Consider the following 25,465-nt stretch of genomic DNA (forward strand, 5'->3'; position numbering starts at 1 on the left):
AAATATAAAATACCATAATAACGTTTTTTATTTTATAATAATTATTAACTAATATCAATTATATCAATTTCAGTTAATTTTACAAGTAAATTATAACAATAAAATATTAGGTCGTAAACGATACATTAATCAGATTGCAAAATTTTACACAAATTAAATCGGTTCACAATAAATCATCAATATTATATAATGGCAATAATAATATTTAAGGATGTGATTGTTTTGCCACTTATGCGAATTGATGTAATTAAGGGTCACGATGAAAAATATTTAAAGGATTTATTAGAGGTATCATACCAAGTAATGTTAAATACCTTTGGAATTCCAAATGGTGATCGTTATCAAGTATTAACCCAACACGAACCATTTGAAATGAACATTCTAGACTCAGGATTAGGAATAGAAAGAAGTAAGGACGTAGTCGTTTTTCAAATTACCACCCGCTCGAGAAACGTTTCTCAAAAAAGAGCCTATTACGATCAACTAGCCAAGGAATTACAAGCTAAAATTGGCCTTGATCCTAAAAATCTGCTAGTTAGTTTATCAACTAACGGTGATGCAGACTGGAGCTTCGGATACGGTAAGGCGCAGTTTGTTGATGGCCCACTACATTAATAAAAAAACTAGCTGTGTGAAGTAAATTCCAATTGGGAATTATTCATACGGCTAGTTTTTTTTACAATTAATTTCAGATCAAAAATAAAATAGCTTACGATCATTTAATGATTGTAAAGAACGATTATTAGCGTTAAAAATGGCCTGATAGCGAGACAGTTGTTCGCTACTAATCGTAATTTGTGAGTTACTTATAACGATCCATTCGACACCTTCTGTTAATGGTGGGGTCGTTAGTGAACCGAGGTAATGAAAGCCATGTTTGGAATTAAAATTAAGCCAATCGGTAATATCAATTTGCACATCTTGATGCTGCCCACGTTGAAATTTATTCAAAATTTGTTCAAATTGGGGATCAGCGGATCCAAGCGTAACCATTAGGGCAATTACCAGTAACTGACCAATTGCATTTTGGTGTACCAGATGAATTTCGAACGGAAATTGAGCATTATCAATTGTATGTTCGGATGGTGAATGGAAGTGAACTTGTTGAAAGCTAAAGTCACGATTAATGATCTTGGCGCTTCCGTTGCCAGTTAGTCTAATCGTAGTTTCATCATCAATTAAACGATTCAAAATATAATCGGACTCGATTGAATAGCTGAATGACTGTAAATCAACATTGGCATCGCTTCTGTTAAGGGCAACTGGCGATTGTTGGGTGCCAAAGTTATTTTTCCACATGGATTGATTATTATAATCTAACAATTTTTTCCCTCTTTTTAATTGATTTTAATTCCAAAATATCTAATAATAGTGAATAACAGTACAAATGTATGATTTTTATCCACTTTTCTGAAATAGATACTATTAATTAGTACCAGATATGTGTTAGTATCATATTATATTTTATCATAAATTCTTCGCTTAAATTATAGAAGGTGAAAAAATGAACAAAAAAGACATTCGGGTCCAAAAGACTTACAAAGCACTAATTGAATCATTACTTGAACTACAAAAAAGTCAATCATTTGAGGATATCTCAATTAATGATTTATGTAAAAAATCAAATATTGGAAGAGCTACATTTTATCGACATTTTAAAAATAAGGATGACTTTTATCGATTTGCATCTAAGGAATGGGTTAATACTTACTTTCGGACTGCGTTTGATAATTTAGATTTTTTCGTCCAACAAAGAGTCGAATTAATTACCAAAATTGTTCGTCCGATGTTTATTTTTATTAAGGATAACAAGGAAGCCCTTGATGCGGAGAATGGCTTTAACTTATCTAATATTTTTTACGAAACTTTTCAATCTAAAATCAAAATGATCATTGATGGCTATTGTGAAATGCATGGTGTCACATTCAATGGTAATTCTGAACTACTTTCTGCTGAAATTGCTGGTTCCGTTGTTTATGCCGGAACTTGGTATAAGGATAATCTGGATGTTGACTTAGATGCGACCGTTGAAGCTGTTGTACACCCATTAGATCGGATCCTCAATATTTATTTCCCTGCTTAAAACAGGAATGAAACATAGGAGTTAATTTTTATGAAGCTTACTAAAGTTACAATTATCGCAAGTATCTTGATTGGTAGTATTGGCATTTCCATCCCTGCTAATGCTAAGGATAACTTTAACCAATCGTTAGTTGAATATAACAATACCAGTTCATATGTTACTGATCTCTCTAGTAATTTATGGACTTTAAATCAAACAATTGAGGCGTATCCATTAGCTGATAAGTTACCTGACTATAATAATCCAGTCACCTTACCGCAATTCACGAGCGGAAGCATTATAAAAAGTTACTTAAATGGTTACTTGGTGCTTTTTGCTAACCAAAATCAACCCCTCTACGTTCAAGACTTTAAGCGATTTACATACTCTTTTCATTCGTCAAATGTAGATAAGGGAATGTATAATAAGCTTCTCAAAATTGAAAAGAAATGGCGCAGTACCCTCACTAAGCAACAAGTAAAGGCAATTAGCAATTACACTAATAACGGGTATACGAATGTCAACGAACACTTACGATATCCCGAACAAAAGGTTAGTAGTAAGGTAAAAAAGCAAACGAAACTGATTAATTCTGCCATTATGAAATTTAAGACCCCGTTTAAAATGACCATTTATCGTGGAATTAACGAAAAGGGCCTTGATGCTAGCATTAATAACCAAACGTTAAAAGTTGGTCGAATCTATCAAGATGCTGCATTTTCATCATCTAGTATCTCACATAAGATCGCTACTGGGTTTCAAAGTTCTATTTTGCTGAAAATTAACATTCCAGCTGGCTATAACGGAGCTTACATTGCCCCGATTTCCATTAATAGTCCAGAAAAAGAGTTTCTGCTAAAACCAAACGCAAAGTTAGTAGTTTCTAAGATTCAACATGTTACTACCTACTTCTCTATGCATGGAAAAGTAGGAACAGCTAAGCACAACAAAAAGATTAAAGCCAAACCAACTAAAATTAAATATAAATTAATTACCATGAATTTAGTGGAATAAAAAAAACTGACGGAATCGTCAGTTTTTTTATTTCGCTAAATTGATTTAATTACTTAGTAGTGATATCTGAACCAAAGTACTTAATTGATAATTTCTTAAGGGTTCCGTCAGTCCGTAATTCTTCAATTGCCTTGTTAACCTTCTTGGTCAATTGCTTAGAGTTTTTGTTGAACATGATTGAAGTCTTAGCAGGCTTTTGCTTACTTGCTGGGACATCGATTTCCTTCAATCCCTTGGTTGAATTATGCTTTGCATAGTACTTCCAAGCTGGGACTGAATTAATCGTTCCATCAGCACGTCCTTGTTGAATCAATTGATATCCAGTTGCACTTTCAGGAGTTGATGAAACGTTCGCCCCAAACTTCTTGGCAACAACTGCATTATCGGTTCCGGCACCATCAACGATGCTCTTTCCCTTAATATCATCAATACTCTTGATGCTAGAATTACTCTTAGTGATCAAAGTATAGTAAGAATAAGTGTAAGGAGTTGAGAATGAATATAGCTTTTCACGTTCTGGAGTAACGGTCATGTTATTAATTACGGCATCGTACTTGCTACTTCCCAGCCCAGCAATTAAACTATCCCACTTCGTTTGAACGAAGTTGACCTTTAATCCAAGCTTCTTAGAAACATCCTTTGCTAGTTCAACTTCAAACCCTTGCAACTTACCATCTTGACGGTATGAATATGGAGCATACGTTCCTTCTAGTCCAACCGTAAAGGTCCCCTTCTTCACTAATTCTGATTTATATGAACCATTGCTACTACTTGAGTTACTTGAAGAATTACCACATGCTGCTAGTAAGACTCCCGCACCCAATAATGCGGTAACAACTGATAAACGTTTAATTAACTTATTAAATTTCATGATTCAACACTCCTAATTATTTTTTAAAGACATTGCTGATAAAAATTCACTAATTCTTTGATTATCTGAGTTAAAGAAGTCATTAGTCTGCCCTTCAAAGCGCACCTGACCATTTTCGATAAAAACAATTTGATCGGCAACCCGTTGGGCAAACGTTAGATTATGGGTAACAATGATCAATGATTGCTTTTCCCTTGCCAAATTCAATAAAACCTTCAAGACCTCTAATTCAATTTCAGGATCAAGAGCGCTAGTGGGTTCATCAAGCAAAATGTATTCTGGATGCATTGCAAGCGACCGCGCAATTGCGACCCGTTGAGCCTGACCACCTGATAACTGGGCGGGATAAGCATTTTCCTTATCAGCCATGCCCACCTTAGCTAATAGCTGTTTTGCTTCTTGCTGAGCATCAGCCTTACTCTTACCTAATACCTGAACTGGACCTTCCATAACATTTTTAATTACCGTTAAATGCGGAAATAAATTAAAATTTTGGAATACCATACTAGTATGCCGTCTAACGTTCAAGATGGTTTTAGAATTGATTGGTTTGGCAAAATTAATCTTTAAATCATTAAAATCATACTCACCCGATTCTGGAATTTCTAATAGGTTCAAAGATCTTAATAGGGTCGACTTCCCAGATCCCGATGGGCCAACGATCACGGTCGTCTTATCCTTGGGGAACTGAATCGAAACATCGTTCAACGCCCTTTGTTGATCAAAAGTTTTAGTGACGTTAGTTAATTTTAGCATTTCTGGATTCACCCCCTATTCCTTAATGGCGTATTTTGAAACTCGCTTTTCCAAGTATCCCTGTAAAATGGTAAGCACACTACAGATAACTGCATAAATCAATGCAGCTAGGATATACATTATCAATGGTTGATAATTTTGGGCTGCAATTTGTTGACTGACCTCAAATACTTCCACGATCGTAATCGAAGCAGCCAATGAAGTATCCTTAACCAAACCAATGAATTCATTCGACAGCGGAGGAAGGGAAACTCGACTGGCTTGCGGTAAAATGATTCTCCATAATACCTTGCGTTTCGTCATTCCAAGTGAGTAAGCAGCCTCCCATTGTCCAGCTGGAATCGATTGAATTGCACCTCTAATCGTTTCAGATGCGTATGCTCCTGTATTAAGGGAAAACGTTAGGATCCCAGCAACAACAGGGCTTAATTTAATCCCCTCGGGTAATAAACCGGCAATTCTTAGATATGGTAAACCAAAGAAGACAATAAATAATTGCACCAACAGGGGCGTACTTCTGAACAGCCACACATAAAACCGAAAAATCCCCTTAACGATCAAGAACCAATTACCGCGTTTTGAAGTTCGCACTAGTGCAGTTATTAATCCCAGTGCGAGCCCTAGTATAAATGAAACGATTGCAATTGGAATCGTATAAACCAATGCAGCCTTTATTAATTCTGGTAAAGAGCTTTTAACAATATCCCAAGTACTCATCATGTTCCTCCTTCCTAATGTCCAATTAACAAAAAAAGAGCCTTAAATTAATGCTTTTAACACTAATTTACTGCTCTTTTTCATCTACCAAATCCATTTTAGTTTGTGTACAATCAATTAAAAAATGCGTATCTGTGGTTGATAGTTTTCAGAAGGGTCAATAACTAGTGTTAAATAAAGTGCAACAATTCATCCATGAACAACACATTATCTTAGTACTAGTCATTTAGCTCTTCCCCCTACTCGTTAATTGTTAAACTAATACTAACAATTCATTAGTAGATTGTCAACAAAATGAATCATCAGTCTCTATTGATAGCCCTTATAGTTATTTTTAAACTAATTTGTAATAAAAAATAACTAAAAATAATTACAATCTCTTAAATTTGTTTTATAATAAGTTAAAGAAAGTCTTAAGACTTTCATATCTAGAAATCGAAAGAGGGACTTCACATGTCAAATCGTAGTTACTTAGTTGGACTATACGTAGGATTGGCAGCACTAGCAATTGGATGTCTATTCTTATTTGGTAATTTATTTGCCCATGCTAATAATACTCAACCTAAAATTTCCCACCAAGAAATGAAATCAATTATCGCAGATTATAAATTTTCAAATCAAAATCAGGGCAACAGTTCTGCATTTCAGTTCGTTCCCCGCCAATACTTTAACAATTCTGGATCACACCATGATAAAAATGATCATCATCCAGACGATTTAAAAAAGTCGCAGAAAAATAATTCTTCTCAATAATTATTGAGCAAGCGCATTTTGATATGCATTCAAGGTGTTTTGATCAAAACAAACGATCGTTACTTGAATGGAACTACTAATTGACCTCAAGGTATTAATTGCAATCTGAGCTGCGGAAACGAGTGGATAACCATAAGCCCCCGTACTAATGGACGGAAATGCAACCGTATTGCAATGATATTGCACTGCGACTTTGATCGCATTTAAATAACAATTTTTTAAATCTTGTGCATCGGTCGGTAACCCATGCCAAATCGGTCCTACAGTATGAATAATGTATTTAACAGGCAGTCGATAGCCACGGGTAATTTTTGCTTCGCCAGTTCGACAGCCTTTTAATCGTGCACACTCATTGTTCAACTCGGGACCCGCAGCATGGTGAATCGCACCATCTACTCCGCCACCACCCATCAAACTATGGTTAGCAGCGTTAACAATTGCGTCACCACTAAATTTAGTAATATCACCTAATACCAATTTGATTGATTTCATTCATTTAACCCTTCTTAAATTAATTTTTCACGATTTTTGATTAAAAATTCGATAAAGTATTGACTCGCAATGGGAAGGGTCTCTTTATCACGATATACAACCGCAACTGGTCTTTTAACAGCTGGTTCAACGGGCTTACTGACAACCTTAAAATTAGTCCGTTGAAAAACTAATTCTGATAAAATGCTAATGCCTAGGCCTGCTTCTACCATTGCCATAATCGTGTAATCATCTTGAATTCTGTATTTCACATTTGGTTTAACGTGTGAACGCTTGAAAGCTTCTAGGGGTTCACTGTACCCGCCCCCTTCTACAAGAATGAATGGATCATCACACAATTTTTCAATTGGAATCCGATCCAAACTGGATAGTGGATGATTGACTGGTAAAAAGGCATTCATCTGGGTTGTATGGATAATCTGTTTATGAAATCCTTCTCCATAATCTGCTGTCATTAGTCCAAAATCGATCATGCCGTTTTTCAACCAATTCAAAATCATTCCGTAGTCACCCTGTTGAAGAATAAATTCAATATCAGGATACGCTTTCCGAAATTCCTTAAATAAATCTGGAAGCCAATAGCAACTAACACTGGTGATGGCACCAATTCTAACGGTTCCTTTTTTTAACCCGTGAATAGAGCTAGCGGTTTCTTTTAAGGCTTGATATTGTCGAATCGTTTGAATAATATACGGGTATAATTCCTTTCCCTCGGGAGTCAGCTGAATGCCATGTCGGGATCTTTTTAACATTTTCATGTTAAATTCTTTTTCCAAACTGGCCACCATTTGGCTAACGGAAGACTGTGTATAACCTAATAGTTCAGCAGCTTTTGTAAAGCTATTTGTTTGTAAAATCGCTTCGATTACTAGTAGTCTATTCATCTTATATCGCCTTTCCTAATATAACTATTTCAATTATTAATTTTACTTATCCTAATCTTAGTTATATAGTTAGTTAGTCTTAATTATAATAACTAAGGAGGAGCATCACTTATGCAAATATTCAAGAAGGAATCAGTCAGTAACTATTTAAAGGCTGATGCACGATTATCCAAGACCTTAAATGCACGCGACCTAGTGTCACTTGGAATCGGAGCCGTGATTGGAACTGGAATTTTCATCTTACCTGGTCACGAAGCTGCTACCCATGCGGGCCCTTCCGTTGCAATTGCCTTTTTAATCGCAGCAATTGTTTCCGGTTTGGTTGGAATGGCCTACGCAGAATTTTCATCAGCAATGCCAATTGCAGGTTCTGCATATTCATTTGGTTCCGTTGTTTACGGGGAAATTATCGGTTGGATTTTAGGATGGTCATTAATCCTGGAATACTTCCTCGCGGTTTCAGCTGAAGCAACAGGGTTTGCTGCTTACTTTAATAATAACATATTGTCTGCGATAGGAATTAACCTTCCTAAAGCACTCCAAGCAGGTCCCATGGAAGGTGGGGTCATCAACATCACTGCGGTGGTGATCATATTAATCATTTCAGCAATTCTAATGAAGGGAACCGCCCTATCAACAAAGGTCGAAAACGTTGCCGTAATCGTTAAAGTTGCAATTATTATTTTATTCATCATAATTGGTGTTTTCTACGTTAAGTCCAGTAATTATGTTCCATTTTATCCAAAGGAATTCCATTCTAGTTTATTCGGCCTTGGTGGAATATCAACGGCGGCTGCAACTGTTTTCTTTGCCTTTATTGGGTTTGATGCACTTGCTGCTAACTCTGCCGAAACTGTTGATCCTGGTAAAAATGTCATCAAGGGAATCTTAGGAACCGTTGTAATTGCAGTTATTCTATACGTTGCATTTTCATTAGTATTAACTGGAATCGTTAACTATAAGCAACTTAACATCGATGATCCCGCAGCATTTGCGCTTGACGTTATTCACCTTACCGCATGGAACAAATTAATTACCATCGGAGCATTATTCGGAATTTTTACCGCAATGATCACAATGTTCATTGGAGGTTCCAGACTAGTATATGCCCTAGGTCGTGATGGATTACTACCAAAATCAATGGGGAAAGTTTCCAAAAAACACGCTGTGCCATCAAATGCAATCATTATCGCAACCATCATCCAAGCTATTTTTGCTGGATTGGTGCCACTGGCTCAACTAGCATCATTGATTAACGCCGGAACTTTAATTGCATTTACGTTCATCTCATTTGGTATCTTAAGACTAAGAAAGCGCAAAGACATCAAAAACGAAGGATTTAAAATGCCCTGGTATCCATACCTCCCAATTATCGCTGGACTATTCAGCATCTTCTTCATTATCGTCCTACCAGACATCACTAAAATTTCAGTTAGTATCTGGTTGGTAATTGGAATTATTTTCTACTTCGTTTATGGAATTAGACATTCCAAGTTACAAAATAGCCAAAAATAAGCATATTCAAAAGCGAGCCACGAAATGGTTCGCTTTTTTATTTCAACTATTATATCAATCAGAAATCAATTAGCAAGATAAATCACTTCAAATGAAAACCCCGATTTGCCGAACAATCACTGTCCAACAGATCGGGGTCTCCTTACTATTGATTACAAATTATTTTTGATCCTTATTTTACATAAACTTCTGATAAATCCCAAGTAGGACCATTTGGATAATACTTAATGCCATGAATATTAGACTTGATCACTTCTGGTTGAACCTGTTGGTAAAGAGGGACAACCCCTTGTTGTGATAATAGAATATCATTAGCTTTAACCATATCATCCCAACGTTTTGCTTCATTTCCAGCATCACTACCAGTTGCCTTATTCATCAATTCATCATATTGAGCATTCGACCATTTACCGAAATTCAATGAATTTCCAGTAGTCTTAATGTTTAATGGAGATGTTGGATCAGTAACAGATGGTGACCAAAGTGCAACTGCAACTTGGAATTGGTTATTAAGTGAACGACTGACCTTAGTTGGGTGTGGCAACGTCAAACTAGAAACTTTCAAGCCAGGTAGCTTTTCAAGTTCACTTTGCAGAAATTCATTCACTGCCTTTCCTGTCGGTGTATCATCATTCAATAATTGTAAGTTCAACTTGCTAGTCTTAGTTTCAGCAAGTCCCTTCTTCCAAAGGGCCTTCGCTTCCGTTAAATTACTAGAGGTTGCGGCCTTATTGTTCGAGTAATCGGTAAAGTCCTTCCCCTTATAAGAAGCAAGTCCCTTTGGAACCAAGCCCTTCGCAGCGTATGAACCATCGCCTAAAATATCTTGCGTCAGTTGATTCCGATCGATTGCAAGTGAGATGGCCTTACGAACGTTAAGGTTCTTAAAAGCAGGCACCTTTGATTGATTCAAAGCTAGGTAATAAACACTGTCAGTATTACGTAAGTGGAGCTGACTACTGTTCTTAAAGTGTTCCACCTGTTGTTTACCGTTTAGTTGTAATTCATCCAATTTACCTGCTTGATATTGATTATATCCAGTCGTTGGATCCTTAACTACAGTATACTTAATGTTTTTAACCTTAGTATCCTGTTCGTTCCAGTAGTAGTTGTTCTTAGCTAAGTTCCAGCCATCATTACTACCAGTCCATCCAGTAACCTTAAACGGTCCATTATAAACGGCTTTTTGACTTTCGGTCCCATAACTAGCACCGAATTTCTTAACAACTGCTTCGCTTTGTGGATAAAAGACTGGGAGGGTTACTAAGTTCTTAAAGTAGCTCTGTGGACTACTCAAATTAATTACTAACTTGTAGTCGCCCTCCGCCTTTACTCCAAGAGCTGAAGCAGGCTTCGTCTTATTTTTGACCTCATCGTAATTTTGAATATGATCAAGATAATAAGCGGCTTGAGAAGCTGTCTTAGGATCAGCACTACGTTGAATTCCGTAAACAAAGTCCTTCGCAGTAACGGGGGTTCCATTACTCCACTTAGAATGACGTAAGTAAAATGTATACGTTTTACCACCGTTAGAGACCTTATAGCTCTTCGCTACACCTGGGGCAACATTATTACCGCCATTGATCGTTAATAATCCACGATATGCATTGTAAACGATCTGATCACTGATACTATCAACGGCTTTCGATGGATCAAGGGTCGAGATACTAGCACTACTCATCCAATTTAAGTCTTTTTTACTACCAGCACTAGAATCTGACTGACTAGAACTACTATTTGAACCACAAGCTGCTAACACCAATGATGATACAGCTGCAACAACTCCAATTTTCCAAATCGAACGGCTCTTCAATATAACCACATCCTCTATTTAATTTATTGATAATATTAAATTAAAATACCCGTTTTTTGGCGTTTTCAAAGAATTTTTCAAAAAGTTTATTTTGTTTTTCATCACGTTCCCATAGATTTTCGGGATGCCATTGAACTCCTTGGATCAAACCATTCTTACCTTCAATTGATTCTACGATGCCATCGTCAGCACGCGCAACGACCCGAAGCCCATCGCCAACTCGATTTACGGCTTGATGATGTCGAGAATTAACCTTTGTTCTTGTGCCCAATGATTCAGAAAGGTAGCTATCAGGATCAACATTGAGCATATGCGTTGGAAAGTACCCACGGTCCCAATCAGCAGTGTGATTGAGTAAAAACTTCCGACCAGGCGCTTGCGTATAAATGTCTTGATATAGACTGCCACCAAAGAATACGTTAATTGCTTGCATCCCTCGGCAAATCCCAAGCACTGGCTTTCCATTAGAAGTAGATTCTTTTAATGCAGTAAATTCAGCTGCATCGCGGTTATCATCAGGAACATCAGTAGTCGACAGTGCTAATTCATTATATCGTTCTGGATTAACATCAATGCCACCCTTAATGATCAAACCATCAACTTCATCAATCAACCGCTTAGTTAGCGATGCACTACCGATCGGAACAGCAACCGGAGTAACACCGTGAAGTCTAAGCATCTTAATGATGGCATCTGGGACTCCGCTTAATGGATCAACATCGTTTGCATAAACATCTGAAGTAATTCCGATTTTCATCATATAATTCCCCCTATAAAATAAAAACCATCATCAACACAAAAAGTGTCAAAGATGGCGATCTACTGGTAATTAAGATAGCTAAAACAGCAAGGTATCTTAATTAGAATAACCATGTTCTGGCACTATTACTTTGCAACACATAATATCAATTTCAATAGCTTTAATCATAATCATGATTATTCCCTCCGATCAATTAGTTTGTTTAAGATATAATATAATACCAAACATTAGAAAAGTCAAATTTTTTTCTAATTTAAATCCAAGTTTAATTCGTTTACTTATCAAATTCTTCTGATAAAATTTTAGTTAGTTAATATATGGAAAGTGAGGAAATTAAATGAGTGATCAATATGAATATGACGTTGTTTATCTTGGCGGTGGTGTCGGTGCCGTTAATGGGGCCGTCCCACTAGGTAATAAGGGCTACCAAGCAGCCATTATCGAATCAACTGCAATTGGTGGGACCTGTCCAAACTTTGGTTGTACGCCCAAGTTTACGTTAGATATCCCAGCTGAATTAGCCTACCGAACTAGTCAATTTAAAAAAATTTATGGTGACAATGAAGTTAAGGTTGACTGGTACGAGAATATGCAAAGAAAGCACCGTAATATTGATGCTGATCCAGCAGGTGGCATGAAAAAAAGATTAAAGGCAGCTGGTGTGAAAGTCATTAAGGGGTATGGCAAACTAATCGATAAGCACACCCTAGAAGTGAACGGGGAACGATTAACCACTGATAAAATTGTAATCGCCACTGGGTTGACACCTAACCACATCGACGTTCCTGGCACCGAGTTAACCCATGATAGCACTCATTTTCTATCAATCGATCAATTACCCAAAAAAATGACGGTTATTGGCAGCGGATACGTTGCAATTGAGCTAGCTACGCTGGCCCATGAATCAGGAGCGGAAGTAACAGTTTTAATGCACCATGATAAAGTTTTACGTGGCTTCGATTCGTTCTTAGTTAATAAGCTAGTTGATAGTTTAAAAGCGCGTGGGATGCACTTTGTTCCCAATTCAGAAATCAAATCGATTAAAAAACAAGGTTCTGAACTCGTTGTGAACTTTCAAGATAAAAAGCTTGCTACTGATTATGTATTAGACGCTAGCGGACGTAACCCAGTCGTTCACAATATCGGCTTAGAAAAAGTGGGGGTAGATTTCGATGCAAAGGGAATCAAAGTAAACGACCACCTGCAAACCAGTGTTGATAACATTTATGCTGATGGAGACGTGATCGACTTTGACAAACCAGAGTTATCCCCCGTGGCAACCTTTGAAACCAAGTATCTTACTAAGCTATTTACAGGTGAAAACGACCAGGCCATTAAATTTCCACCTATGCCTACCAACGTATTCGCCTCACCGCGTCTTGCGACCGTTGGTATCAATCCTGAAACGGTCGAAAATAACGATAATTATACAATTAAGCGCACGGACCTATCAGGTGAAATGTACTACAAAGAATCTGGTCAAACCGTCGCTGCTAGAACATTAGTATTCGATCAGGATGACTTTTTAGTTGGGGCCAGTGAACTTAGTGATCAAGCTGAAGATGCGATCGAAATTTTAAACATGGTCATTTCTTGGCACATTAGTCGTCAACAGATCCAGGGGTTAATCAATATTTTCCCATCACTAGGCAGTAATATATTAACGAGTTTTTAAAGTTTATAGATAATTTGATTAAAATAATCATTCCTAGTTTATGTAGCAAGTTATTAATGATATGATAGTAAATAACTTGTTAGATAAAGGAATGAATATATAGATGCGTAAATCTAAAATTATTGGTTTAATTATGGTTTTAGCTTCATCGCTTACATTAGCTGCTTGTCAAAATCATGAAAAAGCACCTGCCAAAAGTAGCCTACCTGCTACTTACTTCTCATCTGCTAATTCAGAATCATCACAAGCTCAAAGACAACAAATTGCAATCAATAACTTTGTTGATTCATTAAAGAAAAATTACAAAAAGTTGTTCAAGGTTTCTTATGACCAAGGTAGCGATACTGTTACAATGGTTCCAATCAGTAAGGACCTTAAGCAAATCATTAAATTAAGTAATGAAAATAATTCAGAGGGAATCAACGCCTGGACTAGTTTCGTTAAGGGGCTAGAAAAGACCTCAGCTAATGTATCCAAACAAACCAAAGATAAAGAATTCACTATGAACATGGTGGATCCTAGCAATCATAGCAAGGTCTTGTACTCAGTACAAAACGGTAAAGTCCTTCAAAATGCTTATAAATAATAAAAAAACTAGCCACTTGGCTAGTTTTTTTATTTTCCAATTTGAGCACCAATATTCTTACTCTTAATGGTATATGAATAGTCCTTGTTCACTGGTTTTTTAGTATAAACTTCAACTTCACCGTAGTTTTGGTAAGCTTTAAGGACCGTTTGCATCTTACCATTGATTTTCATTTTACTAGTCCAAAAAGTTGGCAACTGATCATCCATATCATCCCCCTGGTTGAAAGTATAGGTGGTCCCATACTGACCATCACCCTTAGGAATTTTCTTGAATACCAGCTTCTTTGACCCCGTTCCCTTTGGTAAATATCCAGTATCGTAGTTATATTGGATTTTATGAGTCTTCTGATTGTATTTTGAATAACTTCCTGTAATTACATATTGATTTGAAATAAAAATTAAATCCCGATTATTTTTAGTATTGGCCCCATACCAGCTACCATGATATGCTTTTGGGACTGTTTTAGTCACTTGCATTTTTGCTGAAGCAAACGGCGTTGGCATCGAGGCCATCCCAATTAAACCAGCAATTGCAATCGCTGCCCATTTGGCTTTCAAATATAATCCCCCTGTTCAATTTGATGTAAGGTCAACGTTATTTGCAATTCTACATGATAGTAATTTTAATTTGAACAGCTACAATTAAACCTTAATAATAACTACTAAAAATTGAAATAATTTTAAACTGTATGTTACAATAAATTCGTACTTTAGTTTATTAGTTGCCTTTATTCGACTTAATAATGTTCTGAAATCTCTTTTATAATTATCTGATTAATGAATTAAAGTATAGCGCTAATCGTCAAGGACGGTTGGCGCTTTTTAAATTTTTTTAATAAAATGGTTGCAATCTAAAAAAAAGGTGTTATTATTATAAACATATTAATAAAAAATTAGATTTTAATTAAGTAGATTCTTGCCTGGGAGTCAGGAAGTCGGTGGTTGCTGCGAACCGATCAGGGTAATGAATACGAAATACATTAAAGCATAATCTAAATGGATAATAACTAGACCCATTATTAATCTAGTGAGATAACACGTTGAACGTGTTAAGCTGGGTGGTACCGCGGTCGTCCACATCGTCCCAATTACATTTATTTGTAATTGGGACTTTTTATTTTCAAGGAGGGATTTCTAATGCTAAATAATAATAATTGCGGTGGCGTTGTTCGATATCAAAACCAATTCTTTAATTGCAAATTAAATCAGCGAATATTAATCAAAGAGAGGATTCTACATTATGAATAATAAAAAACCAGAACTAAAATTAACTGAAAGCATCATTATTTTAATTGGTATTCTTGCCCTAATGGCAATTGGCATCATTGGATTACATATTTCACCAGAGGTCCCGATCCTATTTGGGATCATGCTCCTAATTTTTTGGGCTAAGTGGCGTGGATTCAGCTGGGATCAAATCAACGATAGCTTTATTGTTGGTATTAAATCAGGAATCTTGCCCCTGTTCATTTTCTTGTTGATCGGGTCATTGATCGGGGTCTGGATCGCTACTGGAATTATCCCCACTTTAATGGTATACGGATTTAAACTAATCAACGTCCAATGGTTCTTACCATCAGTATTTGTGATTTGTGGGACCATGGGTGCTGTGATCGGAAGTGCATTCACCGTTTGTTCTACCCTAGGAATTGCATTCATGGGAATCGGTTTAACGCTCGGCGTTGATCCAGCAATGACCGCTGGAGCCATTCTTTCCGGTGCTGTTTTCGGTGATAAAGCATCCCCACTCTCCGTTTCCACTAACGTTGCAGCATCAGTAGTCCACGCTAATTTAATCGACCATATTAAAAATCTAATGTGGTCAACTATTCCAGCCAGCATCGTTGCCTTCATCCTTTACACCTTTTTAGGTCAACACTCAGGACACGCTAACTTTACAAGCGTGGACCAAACGATTAGCGTCTTACAACACCACTTCTTGATTTCACCAATCTCTTTAATCCCAGTATTTCTGTTATTCATCTGTGCATGGATCAAGATTCCAACGATTCCCACCCTTTTCATCAACCTATTAGTGTCTGGGATTATGGGCTTAATTCGGATGCCTAGCTTGAACCTCGTCAAAATCAATAATGTGATTCAAAGCGGTTTCGTATCCCAAACCGGTGATAAAAGAGTTGATATGTTACTTACCCGTGGTGGAATTGCTGGGATGATGGGAACCGTTGCATTAATCTTCGTAGCCCTTTCAATTGGTGGATTACTAATCAACTTAGGCATCATTAAGGCCATCATGGTTCCATTGACCAGCCATTTAAACTCTACTGCCTCATTGATCATTTCTGTCATCATTACCTGTTTTGGGGTCAACTTCTTCATTGGTGAACAATTCTTATCATTGATCCTGCCTGGTGAATCATTCAGTAAGGCATTTAAAAAGCACAATTTAGCCCCAATCGCATTAAGTCGGGCGCTAGAAGATGGTGGAACCGCCCTTACCTACTTAATTCCATGGGGGGTTGCCGGTAGTTTCGTTACCGCCACATTAGGGGTTCCGACAATGGCTTACATCCCATTCGTATTCTTAAGTTTATTCTCCCCAGTATTCTCGATTCTCAGTGCATTGACTGGTTTCAAAATCAAGCACATTCATGAACCAAAAGAAAATAATAAAGCTGTAACTGAATAATCATCAAAAATAGCCTGAACGTGAAGTCAAATTCACGTTCAGGCTATTTTATTTTTATTCCATACTAGCAACGGTATCATCGAACCGTGTCTTAATGTAATTAGCAGATGCCTTGAGCTTTTCTTTTTCCTCATCGGTAAGGTTAAGCTTATCTTGTTCAACAACCCCATCACGACCAATGACCGCTGGATATGAAAGATAGGTTTGGTATTCCTCATTCCAATTCGAGACTGGCAGTTCTGCACGCGCGTCGCTTAGAATGACCTTTGCCAACTTAACCGCAGCAGATGCGATCCCATAGTTAGTGTACTTTTTACCATGATAAACGGTATAGCCACCAGCTCGTGCTACTTCATCTAGATCTGCTAAGTCAACATTGCGTTCACTTGCTACTTCAGCGACTGGTCGCCCTAATGCCTTAACGGTCGACCAAGCGGTAAATTGAGAATTACCATGCTCTCCAAGGTTATACCCACCAACAGAACGAGGATCAATCTTTAATTCACCAGAAACTGCCCGTCGCATTCGTGAAGAATCTAACAGGGTCCCGGTCCCGATCACGCGATGTTTAGGAAAGCCCGTAAACTTCTGATACATCATCGTGATAACATCACACGGGTTGGTAATATCAATTAAAACCCCCTTAAAACCAGAGGATTTGAGTTTTTCACTGACGTCTCGCACCGCATTCTTGGTAAATGGTAATTCAATAAAGCGATCGTGTTCCTTATTATCTTTTTGTAATGAAATTTTACCAACTGCGGAAATGACGACATCAGCATCCTTTAATGCCGAATAGTCATTCACCGTAATGTTAGTATGTTCAGGTAAATTAGACATTGCATCTTGAAAATCGGTCGCATCTGCATTGACCTTATCTTCATTCGTATCGATCAAGACTAACTCATCGGTAACCCCATCCACTACGATATGATGAGCAACCGCTGCACCAACGTGACCCATTCCAATAACTCCAACTTTTCTTGTCATATGTATCCATCCCCTTAGATTAGTTATGTTCATTTTTAACAATGATTTTAGTATAGCACACTATCACATCATTTCAACATTAAATTCTAATCTAATTTTAATTAAACGAAGATGATACTCCTTAATAGCATTTTATTTTTTATCAGCATATCATAGTAATGTTCTATCATTTTACAGAGGTGAAATTAATAATGAATTCACAACGATCCGATGCATCACTAATTGCTATGTTTAAGTTCGTATTTGGCAAGGTTTTAAATAAACCCTGGCTGTTATTCCTAAACGTATTAGCATTGACTATTATTACCATATTGCAATTTGTAATGCCACAAATTGAGCAGTTCATAATCGATAAAGTCATCCCCAACCAAAACTTTCAATCATTACTGATAGTAATTGGCTTACTGATCTTAACAGCAATCGTGTTAGGAATCTTCAATTACGTTTCAACATACTTTATGAGCATCATGAGTCAAAATGCAATCACGGATTTAAGAAATCAACTCTATCAACACTTGTTAAAAATGGACACACGTTTTTTTGAATCCAGTAAAACGGGTGACTTAATGACAAGGCTAACTAGTGACATCAATAATTTGCAAAGCTTAATTTCTGCAAATATGCTGAGCATTGTGGGAAATATGTTTACGCTTATCGGGGTGCTAGCGTTAATTTTTTATATCAACTGGCAAATGGCACTAGCGGTTAGCTTAACATTCCCGTTAATGTTTATCGTCTACCGCGTCTTTCGGAAAAGAATTCGGAACGCCTTCCATCGAGCGCGGTATTCACAGGCATTGATGTCAAATCAAATGCAGCAAACATTGACCGAAATTGATTTGATCAAAAGTTTTACCAACGAGGAACTTGAAGCCAAACGATTCGACCAGTTGGCACAAAATAACCGCAAAGACTTAATTGACGCTGGACGTAATCAAGCGATCTTCAACCCGTTGATTGATGGAATCAATTATACTGGAGTCGCAATCATCCTATTGCTGGGGGCTTACTTTATCATCAAGGGCCATTTAACGATCGGTGCTTTAGTGGCCTACATTAGTTATGTTGCAATGGTCCAAAGTCCGATTCAATCATTCACGCGCTTGTTGAACCAACTCCAACAAGCCTTGGTTTCATACGGGAGAATCAAAACGATTTTAGATGAAACCCCGAAGGTGATCAATTGCAAACATCCCCGTCAGTTCCCAAACATTAAAGCTGGGATTAAAATTGAACACGTTTCATTTACCTACCAAGCTAATGATCAACAAAAGCAAAGCCGCCCCATTATTGACGATGTGAGCATCATGGTCCCATATGGTAAGACAACAGCAATCGTCGGGGCTTCTGGATCTGGCAAAACTACGATCACCAGATTGATCGATCGTTTCTATGACCTAGATCGAGGAAATATTTATTTTGACAACGTCCCAATTGCAGAAATTGACTTAAAATCACTGCGTTCCAACATCGCCATCGTTTCCCAAGATATTTTCATTATCGATGGTAGCATCAAGGACAATGTTTTATACGGACGTGAAAACGCCACCGACGAAGAAATCTGGCAAGTCTTGCAATTAGCAGACTTAGCAACATTCGTTCAGCAACTGCCTAATGATATCAACACCCAAGTTGGTGAACGTGGGGTTAAGTTATCTGGCGGCCAAAAGCAACGGATCTCAATCGCACGGGCTCTGTTAAAAGATGCCCCCATCATTATTTTAGACGAAGCCACCGCCAGTTTGGATAATGAATCAGAAAAGGCCATTCAACACGCATTGGATAATCTTTTAAAGTCCAAAACGTCAATCGTAATTGCCCATCGACTATCAACGATTCATAATGCAGATCAAATTATTGTAATGAGTAATGGCAAAGTCGTTGAACGCGGTACCCACGATTCATTGATGAAACAAAATGGTCAATATGCTGAACTGTATAATGCTCAATTTGAATAAAAAATCAGGACCGATTCGTTTATTAAGCGAATCGGTCCTGATTTATTTTTAAACCGGTGAAATCCAAAGGTTTAACCAAAATACAACGATTGTTAACATTTCAAATTCTAACGCAAAACGGTACCAATCACGGCTATTAAATTTAAACGTGCCAATTAGGTTCAGCAATGCCATGATCACTGCCAACCACTGGCTAATTGAAAGTGCAAGGTTCATTAAGTCATCGAACGGCCCTTCGTTCGAAACCAGGCTAATCCCAACCATTGAAAGCAAAATAAAAATCATCGCAATCCAGTTCAAAGTTTTCCAGAAATTTGATTGATTTTCATGACCTGTTAATTGTTGATTAGAGTTAACGTTTAATAACCAACCAATCCCAACGATCAAAAGAGATAAAATAATGATTAGCATGAAATCAGAGATTGGGGTTGGAGGAATTTCAGGAATATTACCATGGGTCAAACTTGCTGGTAGAACCGTTCTTAAAAAGAGAACGACTAACCAGCAGGCAAAAAAGCTAATGATTCCATCCAATAGGTATTGAGCAGTAATTTTTAATTTGATAATCACCATTCCATTCTGTGTAATGTCATCTTAACTATTGTATACCAATTGAGGCAGATTAGAAAAGCGTAAAAAGAGCTAAAATCATATGTTATTTAGCACTAAGTAATTCTTTTACGTCTTTTCTTTCTTTCTTTTCTTGTTCGATTTTCATAGTTTGACGATACTCATCTGCTTCTGGATATTCATTGAAATCTACAGTAACATTATCATATTTTTTAATCTCTTTTTCTATATCTTCAATTGATATGTTAAAAAATTCTTTATGGTTATTAATCATATTAACACGGTGAGAATTAAAATGACGATGCAACTTATTCTCAAGATCAAATGCATCTGAACTATATATAAAAGCATGAATATCAAATTTAAACGGAACCGAAGCACTGCTAAGTTCTTTAACTCTTTCCTCTGGATTAAGTCTTCTAGTTACACCAATCTTAACAACGTCATCACCAAATGAACCAATATTAGAAATAATATAAACATATCCAGCTCGAGCATTATATACACGATTATTTAAATTCTTAGACTCAGAGTTTTTATCTAAAATTTGTTGTTTTAGGCTATTTATTTCTTTAATTAAACCTTCATTATCTTTTTCTGTTTGAAGACGTATTTTTAATTCATCAATTGCCTTGTTGTAATGGTCAACATCTTTTTGTATTTTCTTTTGTTGTTTTTCTGTTTCACGTTTTAAAGCAGCATTTTCACGTTCAATTCTACGTTGTTCTTGTAATTCTTCCTTTTCCTCTTGTTTCTTACACTCATATTTAAAGGCAACTTCAAGTTCCTTATATTTAAGATTAAGATAATTATCTCGAATACTAATTTCATTAACAGAATACATTCTATTTAGTTGTTCAAATGATTTAGTAATCCTTAATTTCACTCGGTCATAATTTGAATGATTAGCCTTCTTAATTGCTTCTGTACACTCATTATTAAAACTACGAAGAATAGCTTTAATTTGATTATTATTCATTTTTCGTCCTAAAGATTTTTTATTATTAACAGTCCAATTAGGATTATAGCTAACACCTTTTTTACTCTTAACAAGTTCCTTTTGTTTTGAACGAATTTCACTCAAATAATCTTTATATTGCCAGGAATGTTCAAATTCGTAGTTTGGATCAAATAAACCATAATCACTTATTTCAACTTGAGAGCTTAAGTCACCTACTTCTGCCCTTAAATCTTCAATGCGATTATTTTCTTGACTGATTTTACGAATTAAGTACTTTAAATTTTCTCTTCTTTTCCTGATGTCACTGTCTAGGTTATTACTTTCTTCTCTTAATTTATCAATTTCTTGATTTAAATCAACTAGATTCATTTGTTTTATAGAAAGCTTGAAATTATTTTCTTTTTCCATTTTTGAATTTTGCTTTTCTAAATATTTAACTTCATCATTAAGTTTATTAACAATATTATTCAAAGTTTCTATTTCTTGTTTAAAACTATTAACATTAATTGCATCCTTAATCCATGAAACCATACTACTCCAGATTGACATTGGGAATGTATCTCCTTTTTTATAATCATTTAATTTTATCATGTTATATTAATAATCCAAAGTTATTTTTTATAATAAAAAAGATACCAATAATAGGTATCTTTTATTATTTATAACTTCGTTAGCCGATACTCATAACTATCATGCCATTCACCATCTAAGATAATCGTAGGGATCCCACGAACTCCAGCAGCTGATAGCTCCCTTGTTGTTTTTTGTGTCTCTTTACTAGTGTTATGCTTGATAACCCCATATTCTGATTCTAAATATTTTGGAACTTGACCTACCGAGTAACGTTTAAAATGATTTTGATTCTGTACTAAGCGTTGAACGAACGCAAAGGCCGCTTGCGGATGAGCAAAGTCAACGTATTCGTGGGCCACATTGCCAATTCTTAAAGCCGCCTTATCCTTGGTCCAAAATTTAATGTGCAGACTTAATCTTCCTCCAGCGATTGCAGTTTCAATGTTTTTAGCATTGCGACTCCACCACTTTTTGCAATAACGACAACTCAGATTCATGACGACCGTCAATTGGTGGGGGGCATCATTCTCCCCTAAATTCAAAGTGTCTTGACTATCAATTGGAATTGCTGACATTGAGATTCCCCCTATTCTTCTGCAACCGTAAATCGCGTCGTGTGATGGGCTGGTTTTTCGATTTCATCAATCACCGCTTTAGCTAGTGTTGAATATGAGATCTGCGACTTGCCATCTTTGTTCCGCAACACATGGTTATCACCTAATTGATACTTCGTAGTCGGCCCTTTATATACGTCAATCGCTGGGGAAATTCCTAACCAGTTCACATTTTTAATGTCACGTAAAAACAGATATTCATTTAACTGCTCTCTAAATAGTGGTAAATACGGCCTCATCATTGGTACATTACGCAAATCCTGAATTAATAGATGCTCATAGCGATGCCCCGTCAACAGACTGTTCGCCCCTAACATAAAGATCAACTTAGGCGCGTGCGTTTCGCGAAACATCGCCACTAACTTGGTAGCTAGATCCACTTGTAAGTATGCCTGGTCTGGCTTAGGCAAATAGGCATCCACGATTACGTCAAATTGTTCCAATTGCTCTTTAATCAACTCCATCGGATTTCCAGCAATCAGTGGCGTTGTTTGACCAAATAATGCAATTGCCTTGTCCGCATCCTCATCAATGGCGGTCATTTGATTCCCAGTCATCACGCCTTGGCGCATAATTTGATTACCAGTTAGAGTTGTCGCACCGATTACTGCAATTTTCATTTTCATTTCTCCCCGTTCAATTAATATAGTTACTATTTTAATGATATCGTTGATGATGGCAATTAAATTGAACTTATATAATTTATAATATATAACAAATTATTTATAATTACGGAAAGATTAGTCTCAATAATAAAAGAGTGTGCTCAATCAGCACACTCCCTAACAATGAATCATCGTTAATCCATATCAATTAATATTTTTGTCCCCGTTCATAAGAATTATTATAAGGTTTAAAGTCATGATCATGTAATTGATAAGCAGCATCGATTAGCCAATTTGTGTTGCGTATCAAGGCCCGCCCTTCTAAAATCAAGTCTGCTTGTTGATTTTGTAAGATGTATTCACATAGTCCTGGATTGTCCAATAACCCCACCGTAGCAACAGGAATTGAAACGGCGTGCTTCAATTCGGTTGCAAATGGCGTTTGATAGCCATCGTGAACTGGGATGTTAGGAGCCTTATTGAGCAACCCTCCAGTTGAGGCATCGATTAGATCAACCCCATCTGCTTCTAGCCATTTGGCAACCCGCTTCCAATCTTCAATTGAGTTTTGAACTCCCGAATCATCGTAGTCAGTCAATGATAATCGAATCCACAGCGAACCGCTAAACCGAGCCCGAACCGCAGTAATAATTTCATGAACTAATCGGTAGCGGTTTTCCAATGAACCACCATATTGATCCGTGCGTTGGTTAGTTAACGCAGATAAAAACTGATCTAATAAATAACCATGAGCACCATGAATTTCAATCACATCAACTCCAGCCCGCTTAGCACGTTCAGCAGCACGCACGAATGCATCCTTAACTTCAATAATTTCAGAATCAGTTAATTCATGGGGAACCGAATATGAATCGCTAAATGGAATTGCACTGGGTGCTGACACAATTTCAGCATCCTCAGCTTTTCTACCAGCGTGGTTCAGTTGCACCCCCACCTTGGTTCCAAAAGAATGAAGCATCTTAACTAACGCACTTAATTTATCGGCTTGGGCATCATTCCAAAGCCCCAAATCATTATCAGAAATTCGACCATCAGGTTGCACAGCGGTGGACTCAGTAATTATCAGCCCTACCTTTGACAACGCTCTGGCCCCATAATGAGCAAAATGAAACGGCTCTAAAATGCCATCTTTATTACGTACTTCATACATGCACATGGGTGACATCACGACTCTGTTATTAAGTTCCAAGTTCGCAATTTTTACTGGAGAAAGCAATAAACTCATTTATATCAGTCCCTTCTTTACTTACTAAAGTATAGCAAAAACACAAGGGACATACCATTATTTACAACGGTATCAAATATAGATATAAATGTTATAATTAATCTGAACATATATTAAGTAATCATTTACAAGTTTTAACTACAAAAGTGGAAAGTTGGGATAAGCGATGCAAGAAAACGATCTAGATGCTTCAAACCTAGTTTCAGAATTCTTGGATAAACATTTATACATTACGAACGAATTCTACGAATTAATGAATACCTGCTTTATCAATTATAATGGTTATGAAATTATTAAAAATGACGTAGAGGATAAGTTCGATAGGATCGATGTTAAATTATTCTTCAAGGATCCTACTAAGGATGTCCAACAAACAATATACATTGATGAAAAATCAGCCATTTTTTATCCTAATCCATCCAAGTATGGTGAATTAAGGACCTTTGCTTTTGAATTAACAAATAACTCGGAGGATTCTTATGGACCATTGTTCGATCCTCAATCCAACGTTTCTGGATTATATTTAATTAATTGGATCACGTTAAAAAAAGAAAAGAGTTCCAGTGATTGGTGGAACCACCCTAATGAAAATAAGATCGTTAAAATTCATTCATTCTTATTAGGTAAGTCTGATGTTAAAAAATTAATTGAAGATGAATGTAAAAAGAATTACCCCGAAACTAGTTATAATAATTTTGAAGATATCATCGACTACTTCAAAGAAGATAGTAAGGATAAAAGAGTTGATTTAGTGGGCGATTACAATAGTGATAGGGAGAATTCTATCTCAATTATTAATCCTAGAATTGACGGAACTTCAATTCTTATTGGGACTGACATTTTAAGAAAAATTTCACTGGCTGAAATTACTTCTTATGAAGATCAGCCACCTAAATGCTTTTTTTTGAAGGCATAACCGATTATGAAATTACAACTAATTTTACCTCTGGAACTAGTTAGTAAGCTTGATTTGGATAATTTCAATATCGAAAGATCATTAACGGCAAAAGAGCAAGATTCCAAGAAGGGGCAAACAATCCAAGTCATTGCCACAAATGTAGATGAGGCAAATGACATTGCATGCGAAATCATCCCTGATTTAATGTCATTGAGCCCTGCTTATCAGTACCGTGATTTTTATACGATGCTAAACGTTTGGATGGATGAATTCGTTGAAGATTGTGAAATCTATTTCCAAAGTGACGTGGAGGAATTCATTGATGGTGATAAAGATGAGCAAGCTTTCTACCACTACATGGATTCCCTTGGGTTGATAGATGGTGATCTTACAGAGTTCATCAATACAAAAATAACGCCATTAGGGGCTAGTTTAAAATTTATAAGTTAATCCAATCTAGTTAAAGAAAAAATGCCAGCGATTATTTCACTGGCATTTTT

26 protein-coding genes are annotated in these 25,465 nt (G+C 36.6%); 11 read left to right on the forward strand and 15 right to left on the reverse strand.

All coding sequences use genetic code 11. From position 1 onward, the window contains the following. The first annotated feature begins 231 nt into the window (after window positions 1-231). Complete coding sequence (locus tag ACSYTJ_RS07370; RefSeq protein WP_491719417.1) at window positions 232-615, forward strand: tautomerase family protein; 384 nt, start codon at window positions 232-234, stop codon at window positions 613-615. 78 nt (window positions 616-693) lie between these two features. Here ACSYTJ_RS07370 and ACSYTJ_RS07375 read toward each other — a convergent pair whose 3' ends face one another. Next, window positions 694-1,323: a carbonic anhydrase family protein gene (locus ACSYTJ_RS07375; protein WP_491720217.1), complete on the reverse strand. Its 630-nt coding sequence runs from the start codon at window positions 1,321-1,323 to the stop codon at window positions 694-696. Window positions 1,324-1,504: 181 nt separating this feature from the next. On the opposite strand from ACSYTJ_RS07375, the gene ACSYTJ_RS07380 reads away from it, so the two are divergent. Together ACSYTJ_RS07380 and ACSYTJ_RS07385 are read left to right on the forward strand one after the other, a co-directional pair. Then, window positions 1,505-2,083, forward strand: coding sequence for a TetR/AcrR family transcriptional regulator (locus tag ACSYTJ_RS07380; protein WP_491720218.1), 579 nt, complete (start codon window positions 1,505-1,507; stop codon window positions 2,081-2,083). A gap of 30 nt (window positions 2,084-2,113) precedes the next feature. Then, the gene (locus ACSYTJ_RS07385; RefSeq protein ID WP_491720219.1) at window positions 2,114-3,076 is read left to right on the forward strand and encodes an ADP-ribosyltransferase; all 963 of its coding nucleotides are present in this window, start codon (window positions 2,114-2,116) and stop codon (window positions 3,074-3,076) included. A gap of 49 nt (window positions 3,077-3,125) precedes the next feature. On the opposite strand, the gene ACSYTJ_RS07390 is transcribed toward ACSYTJ_RS07385, so the two are convergent. The 3 genes from ACSYTJ_RS07390 to ACSYTJ_RS07400 are packed head-to-tail and all read right to left on the reverse strand — an operon-like array spanning window position 3,126 to window position 5,423. After that, a complete protein-coding gene (locus ACSYTJ_RS07390; protein WP_491717647.1) occupies window positions 3,126-3,947 on the reverse strand; it encodes a transporter substrate-binding domain-containing protein in 822 nt (273 codons plus the stop codon). Window positions 3,948-3,959: 12 nt separating this feature from the next. Then, entirely contained in the window at window positions 3,960-4,703 is a 744-nt protein-coding gene (locus ACSYTJ_RS07395; RefSeq protein WP_491717646.1) for an amino acid ABC transporter ATP-binding protein, read from the reverse strand. A gap of 15 nt (window positions 4,704-4,718) precedes the next feature. Then, a complete protein-coding gene (locus tag ACSYTJ_RS07400; protein ID WP_491720220.1) occupies window positions 4,719-5,423 on the reverse strand; it encodes an amino acid ABC transporter permease in 705 nt (234 codons plus the stop codon). Between the two features lie 450 nt (window positions 5,424-5,873). Here ACSYTJ_RS07400 and ACSYTJ_RS07405 point away from each other — a divergent pair, with 450 nt between their 5' ends. Then, on the forward strand, window positions 5,874-6,173 hold the full coding sequence (locus ACSYTJ_RS07405; protein ID WP_491717644.1) for a hypothetical protein: 300 nt from the start codon (window positions 5,874-5,876) through the stop codon (window positions 6,171-6,173). Here ACSYTJ_RS07405 and ACSYTJ_RS07410 read toward each other — a convergent pair whose 3' ends face one another. After that, on the reverse strand, window positions 6,174-6,665 hold the full coding sequence (locus ACSYTJ_RS07410) for an O-acetyl-ADP-ribose deacetylase (RefSeq protein ID WP_491717643.1): 492 nt from the start codon (window positions 6,663-6,665) through the stop codon (window positions 6,174-6,176). It abuts the gene before it with no gap. A 14-nt stretch (window positions 6,666-6,679) separates the two neighbouring features. Then, window positions 6,680-7,549, reverse strand: coding sequence for a LysR family transcriptional regulator (locus tag ACSYTJ_RS07415; RefSeq protein WP_491717642.1), 870 nt, complete (start codon window positions 7,547-7,549; stop codon window positions 6,680-6,682). A 111-nt stretch (window positions 7,550-7,660) separates the two neighbouring features. On the opposite strand from ACSYTJ_RS07415, the gene ACSYTJ_RS07420 reads away from it, so the two are divergent. Further along, a complete protein-coding gene (locus tag ACSYTJ_RS07420) occupies window positions 7,661-9,064 on the forward strand; it encodes an APC family permease (RefSeq protein ID WP_491717641.1) in 1,404 nt (467 codons plus the stop codon). Window positions 9,065-9,236: 172 nt separating this feature from the next. On the opposite strand, the gene ACSYTJ_RS07425 is transcribed toward ACSYTJ_RS07420, so the two are convergent. Both ACSYTJ_RS07425 and ACSYTJ_RS07430 read right to left on the reverse strand, forming a co-directional pair. Next, window positions 9,237-10,877, reverse strand: a complete 1,641-nt coding sequence (locus ACSYTJ_RS07425) for a peptide ABC transporter substrate-binding protein (RefSeq protein ID WP_491720221.1) — start codon at window positions 10,875-10,877, stop codon at window positions 9,237-9,239. A 40-nt stretch (window positions 10,878-10,917) separates the two neighbouring features. Then, on the reverse strand, window positions 10,918-11,637 hold the full coding sequence (locus tag ACSYTJ_RS07430; protein ID WP_491720222.1) for a gamma-glutamyl-gamma-aminobutyrate hydrolase family protein: 720 nt from the start codon (window positions 11,635-11,637) through the stop codon (window positions 10,918-10,920). Window positions 11,638-11,974: 337 nt separating this feature from the next. Here ACSYTJ_RS07430 and ACSYTJ_RS07435 point away from each other — a divergent pair, with 337 nt between their 5' ends. Beyond that, window positions 11,975-13,312, forward strand: a complete 1,338-nt coding sequence (locus ACSYTJ_RS07435) for a dihydrolipoyl dehydrogenase family protein (protein ID WP_491717638.1) — start codon at window positions 11,975-11,977, stop codon at window positions 13,310-13,312. Window positions 13,313-13,415: 103 nt separating this feature from the next. Next, window positions 13,416-13,898 (forward strand): hypothetical protein, encoded by a 483-nt coding sequence (locus tag ACSYTJ_RS07440; RefSeq protein WP_491717637.1) that lies wholly within the window; start codon window positions 13,416-13,418, stop codon window positions 13,896-13,898. A gap of 29 nt (window positions 13,899-13,927) precedes the next feature. On the opposite strand, the gene ACSYTJ_RS07445 is transcribed toward ACSYTJ_RS07440, so the two are convergent. Further along, window positions 13,928-14,458, reverse strand: a complete 531-nt coding sequence (locus tag ACSYTJ_RS07445; RefSeq protein ID WP_491717636.1) for a hypothetical protein — start codon at window positions 14,456-14,458, stop codon at window positions 13,928-13,930. A 682-nt stretch (window positions 14,459-15,140) separates the two neighbouring features. Here ACSYTJ_RS07445 and ACSYTJ_RS07450 point away from each other — a divergent pair. Next, window positions 15,141-16,550, forward strand: coding sequence for a Na+/H+ antiporter NhaC family protein (locus ACSYTJ_RS07450; protein ID WP_491717635.1), 1,410 nt, complete (start codon window positions 15,141-15,143; stop codon window positions 16,548-16,550). 54 nt (window positions 16,551-16,604) lie between these two features. On the opposite strand, the gene ACSYTJ_RS07455 is transcribed toward ACSYTJ_RS07450, so the two are convergent. Continuing rightward, window positions 16,605-17,540: an L-lactate dehydrogenase gene (locus ACSYTJ_RS07455; protein WP_491717634.1), complete on the reverse strand. Its 936-nt coding sequence runs from the start codon at window positions 17,538-17,540 to the stop codon at window positions 16,605-16,607. Between the two features lie 191 nt (window positions 17,541-17,731). Between ACSYTJ_RS07455 and ACSYTJ_RS07460 the strand changes: the two genes are divergently transcribed. Further along, on the forward strand, window positions 17,732-19,498 hold the full coding sequence (locus tag ACSYTJ_RS07460) for an ABC transporter ATP-binding protein (protein WP_491720223.1): 1,767 nt from the start codon (window positions 17,732-17,734) through the stop codon (window positions 19,496-19,498). Between the two features lie 48 nt (window positions 19,499-19,546). Here ACSYTJ_RS07460 and ACSYTJ_RS07465 read toward each other — a convergent pair whose 3' ends face one another. The 5 genes from ACSYTJ_RS07465 to ACSYTJ_RS07485 form a co-directional block, all read right to left on the reverse strand. After that, window positions 19,547-20,071 (reverse strand): hypothetical protein, encoded by a 525-nt coding sequence (locus tag ACSYTJ_RS07465; RefSeq protein WP_491720224.1) that lies wholly within the window; start codon window positions 20,069-20,071, stop codon window positions 19,547-19,549. Window positions 20,072-20,153: 82 nt separating this feature from the next. Beyond that, window positions 20,154-21,578 carry an SNIPE associated domain-containing protein gene (locus ACSYTJ_RS07470; RefSeq protein ID WP_491720225.1) on the reverse strand — a complete coding sequence of 475 codons (1,425 nt, stop codon included), beginning with the start codon at window positions 21,576-21,578 and terminating at the stop codon, window positions 20,154-20,156. A gap of 110 nt (window positions 21,579-21,688) precedes the next feature. Next, complete coding sequence (locus ACSYTJ_RS07475; protein ID WP_491720226.1) at window positions 21,689-22,177, reverse strand: thioredoxin domain-containing protein; 489 nt, start codon at window positions 22,175-22,177, stop codon at window positions 21,689-21,691. A gap of 11 nt (window positions 22,178-22,188) precedes the next feature. After that, on the reverse strand, window positions 22,189-22,836 hold the full coding sequence (locus tag ACSYTJ_RS07480) for an NAD(P)-dependent oxidoreductase (protein ID WP_491720227.1): 648 nt from the start codon (window positions 22,834-22,836) through the stop codon (window positions 22,189-22,191). 193 nt (window positions 22,837-23,029) lie between these two features. After that, the gene (locus ACSYTJ_RS07485; protein ID WP_491720228.1) at window positions 23,030-24,067 is read right to left on the reverse strand and encodes an NADH:flavin oxidoreductase/NADH oxidase; all 1,038 of its coding nucleotides are present in this window, start codon (window positions 24,065-24,067) and stop codon (window positions 23,030-23,032) included. Between the two features lie 166 nt (window positions 24,068-24,233). Here ACSYTJ_RS07485 and ACSYTJ_RS07490 point away from each other — a divergent pair, with 166 nt between their 5' ends. Next, window positions 24,234-24,983, forward strand: a complete 750-nt coding sequence (locus tag ACSYTJ_RS07490; protein ID WP_491720229.1) for a hypothetical protein — start codon at window positions 24,234-24,236, stop codon at window positions 24,981-24,983. A 6-nt stretch (window positions 24,984-24,989) separates the two neighbouring features. Then, entirely contained in the window at window positions 24,990-25,415 is a 426-nt protein-coding gene (locus tag ACSYTJ_RS07495) for a hypothetical protein (protein WP_491720230.1), read from the forward strand. Window positions 25,416-25,465 lie beyond the last annotated feature (50 nt).

The sequence above is a fragment of the Nicoliella sp. ESL1113 genome (genome assembly GCF_058509245.1).

Excerpts from the sequence above, each read along its gene's own strand:
- ACSYTJ_RS07465 (WP_491720224.1), bottom strand. The coding sequence starts at position 20,071 with ATGGTGATTATCAAATTAAAAATTACTGCTCAATACCTATTGGATGGA.
- ACSYTJ_RS07470 (WP_491720225.1), bottom strand. The coding sequence starts at position 21,578 with ATGTCAATCTGGAGTAGTATGGTTTCATGGATTAAGGATGCAATTAAT.
- ACSYTJ_RS07400 (WP_491720220.1), bottom strand. The coding sequence starts at position 5,423 with ATGATGAGTACTTGGGATATTGTTAAAAGCTCTTTACCAGAATTAATA.
- ACSYTJ_RS07390 (WP_491717647.1), bottom strand. The coding sequence starts at position 3,947 with ATGAAATTTAATAAGTTAATTAAACGTTTATCAGTTGTTACCGCATTA.
- ACSYTJ_RS07485 (WP_491720228.1), bottom strand. The coding sequence starts at position 24,067 with ATGAGTTTATTGCTTTCTCCAGTAAAAATTGCGAACTTGGAACTTAAT.
- ACSYTJ_RS07475 (WP_491720226.1), bottom strand. The coding sequence starts at position 22,177 with ATGTCAGCAATTCCAATTGATAGTCAAGACACTTTGAATTTAGGGGAG.
- ACSYTJ_RS07380 (WP_491720218.1), top strand. The coding sequence starts at position 1,505 with ATGAACAAAAAAGACATTCGGGTCCAAAAGACTTACAAAGCACTAATT.
- ACSYTJ_RS07455 (WP_491717634.1), bottom strand. The coding sequence starts at position 17,540 with ATGACAAGAAAAGTTGGAGTTATTGGAATGGGTCACGTTGGTGCAGCG.
- ACSYTJ_RS07435 (WP_491717638.1), top strand. The coding sequence starts at position 11,975 with ATGAGTGATCAATATGAATATGACGTTGTTTATCTTGGCGGTGGTGTC.
- ACSYTJ_RS07480 (WP_491720227.1), bottom strand. The coding sequence starts at position 22,836 with ATGAAAATTGCAGTAATCGGTGCGACAACTCTAACTGGTAATCAAATT.
- ACSYTJ_RS07385 (WP_491720219.1), top strand. The coding sequence starts at position 2,114 with ATGAAGCTTACTAAAGTTACAATTATCGCAAGTATCTTGATTGGTAGT.
- ACSYTJ_RS07440 (WP_491717637.1), top strand. The coding sequence starts at position 13,416 with ATGCGTAAATCTAAAATTATTGGTTTAATTATGGTTTTAGCTTCATCG.
- ACSYTJ_RS07420 (WP_491717641.1), top strand. The coding sequence starts at position 7,661 with ATGCAAATATTCAAGAAGGAATCAGTCAGTAACTATTTAAAGGCTGAT.
- ACSYTJ_RS07430 (WP_491720222.1), bottom strand. The coding sequence starts at position 11,637 with ATGATGAAAATCGGAATTACTTCAGATGTTTATGCAAACGATGTTGAT.
- ACSYTJ_RS07415 (WP_491717642.1), bottom strand. The coding sequence starts at position 7,549 with ATGAATAGACTACTAGTAATCGAAGCGATTTTACAAACAAATAGCTTT.
- ACSYTJ_RS07395 (WP_491717646.1), bottom strand. The coding sequence starts at position 4,703 with ATGCTAAAATTAACTAACGTCACTAAAACTTTTGATCAACAAAGGGCG.
- ACSYTJ_RS07370 (WP_491719417.1), top strand. The coding sequence starts at position 232 with ATGCGAATTGATGTAATTAAGGGTCACGATGAAAAATATTTAAAGGAT.
- ACSYTJ_RS07450 (WP_491717635.1), top strand. The coding sequence starts at position 15,141 with ATGAATAATAAAAAACCAGAACTAAAATTAACTGAAAGCATCATTATT.
- ACSYTJ_RS07460 (WP_491720223.1), top strand. The coding sequence starts at position 17,732 with ATGAATTCACAACGATCCGATGCATCACTAATTGCTATGTTTAAGTTC.
- ACSYTJ_RS07495 (WP_491720230.1), top strand. The coding sequence starts at position 24,990 with ATGAAATTACAACTAATTTTACCTCTGGAACTAGTTAGTAAGCTTGAT.
- ACSYTJ_RS07410 (WP_491717643.1), bottom strand. The coding sequence starts at position 6,665 with ATGAAATCAATCAAATTGGTATTAGGTGATATTACTAAATTTAGTGGT.
- ACSYTJ_RS07405 (WP_491717644.1), top strand. The coding sequence starts at position 5,874 with ATGTCAAATCGTAGTTACTTAGTTGGACTATACGTAGGATTGGCAGCA.
- ACSYTJ_RS07490 (WP_491720229.1), top strand. The coding sequence starts at position 24,234 with ATGCAAGAAAACGATCTAGATGCTTCAAACCTAGTTTCAGAATTCTTG.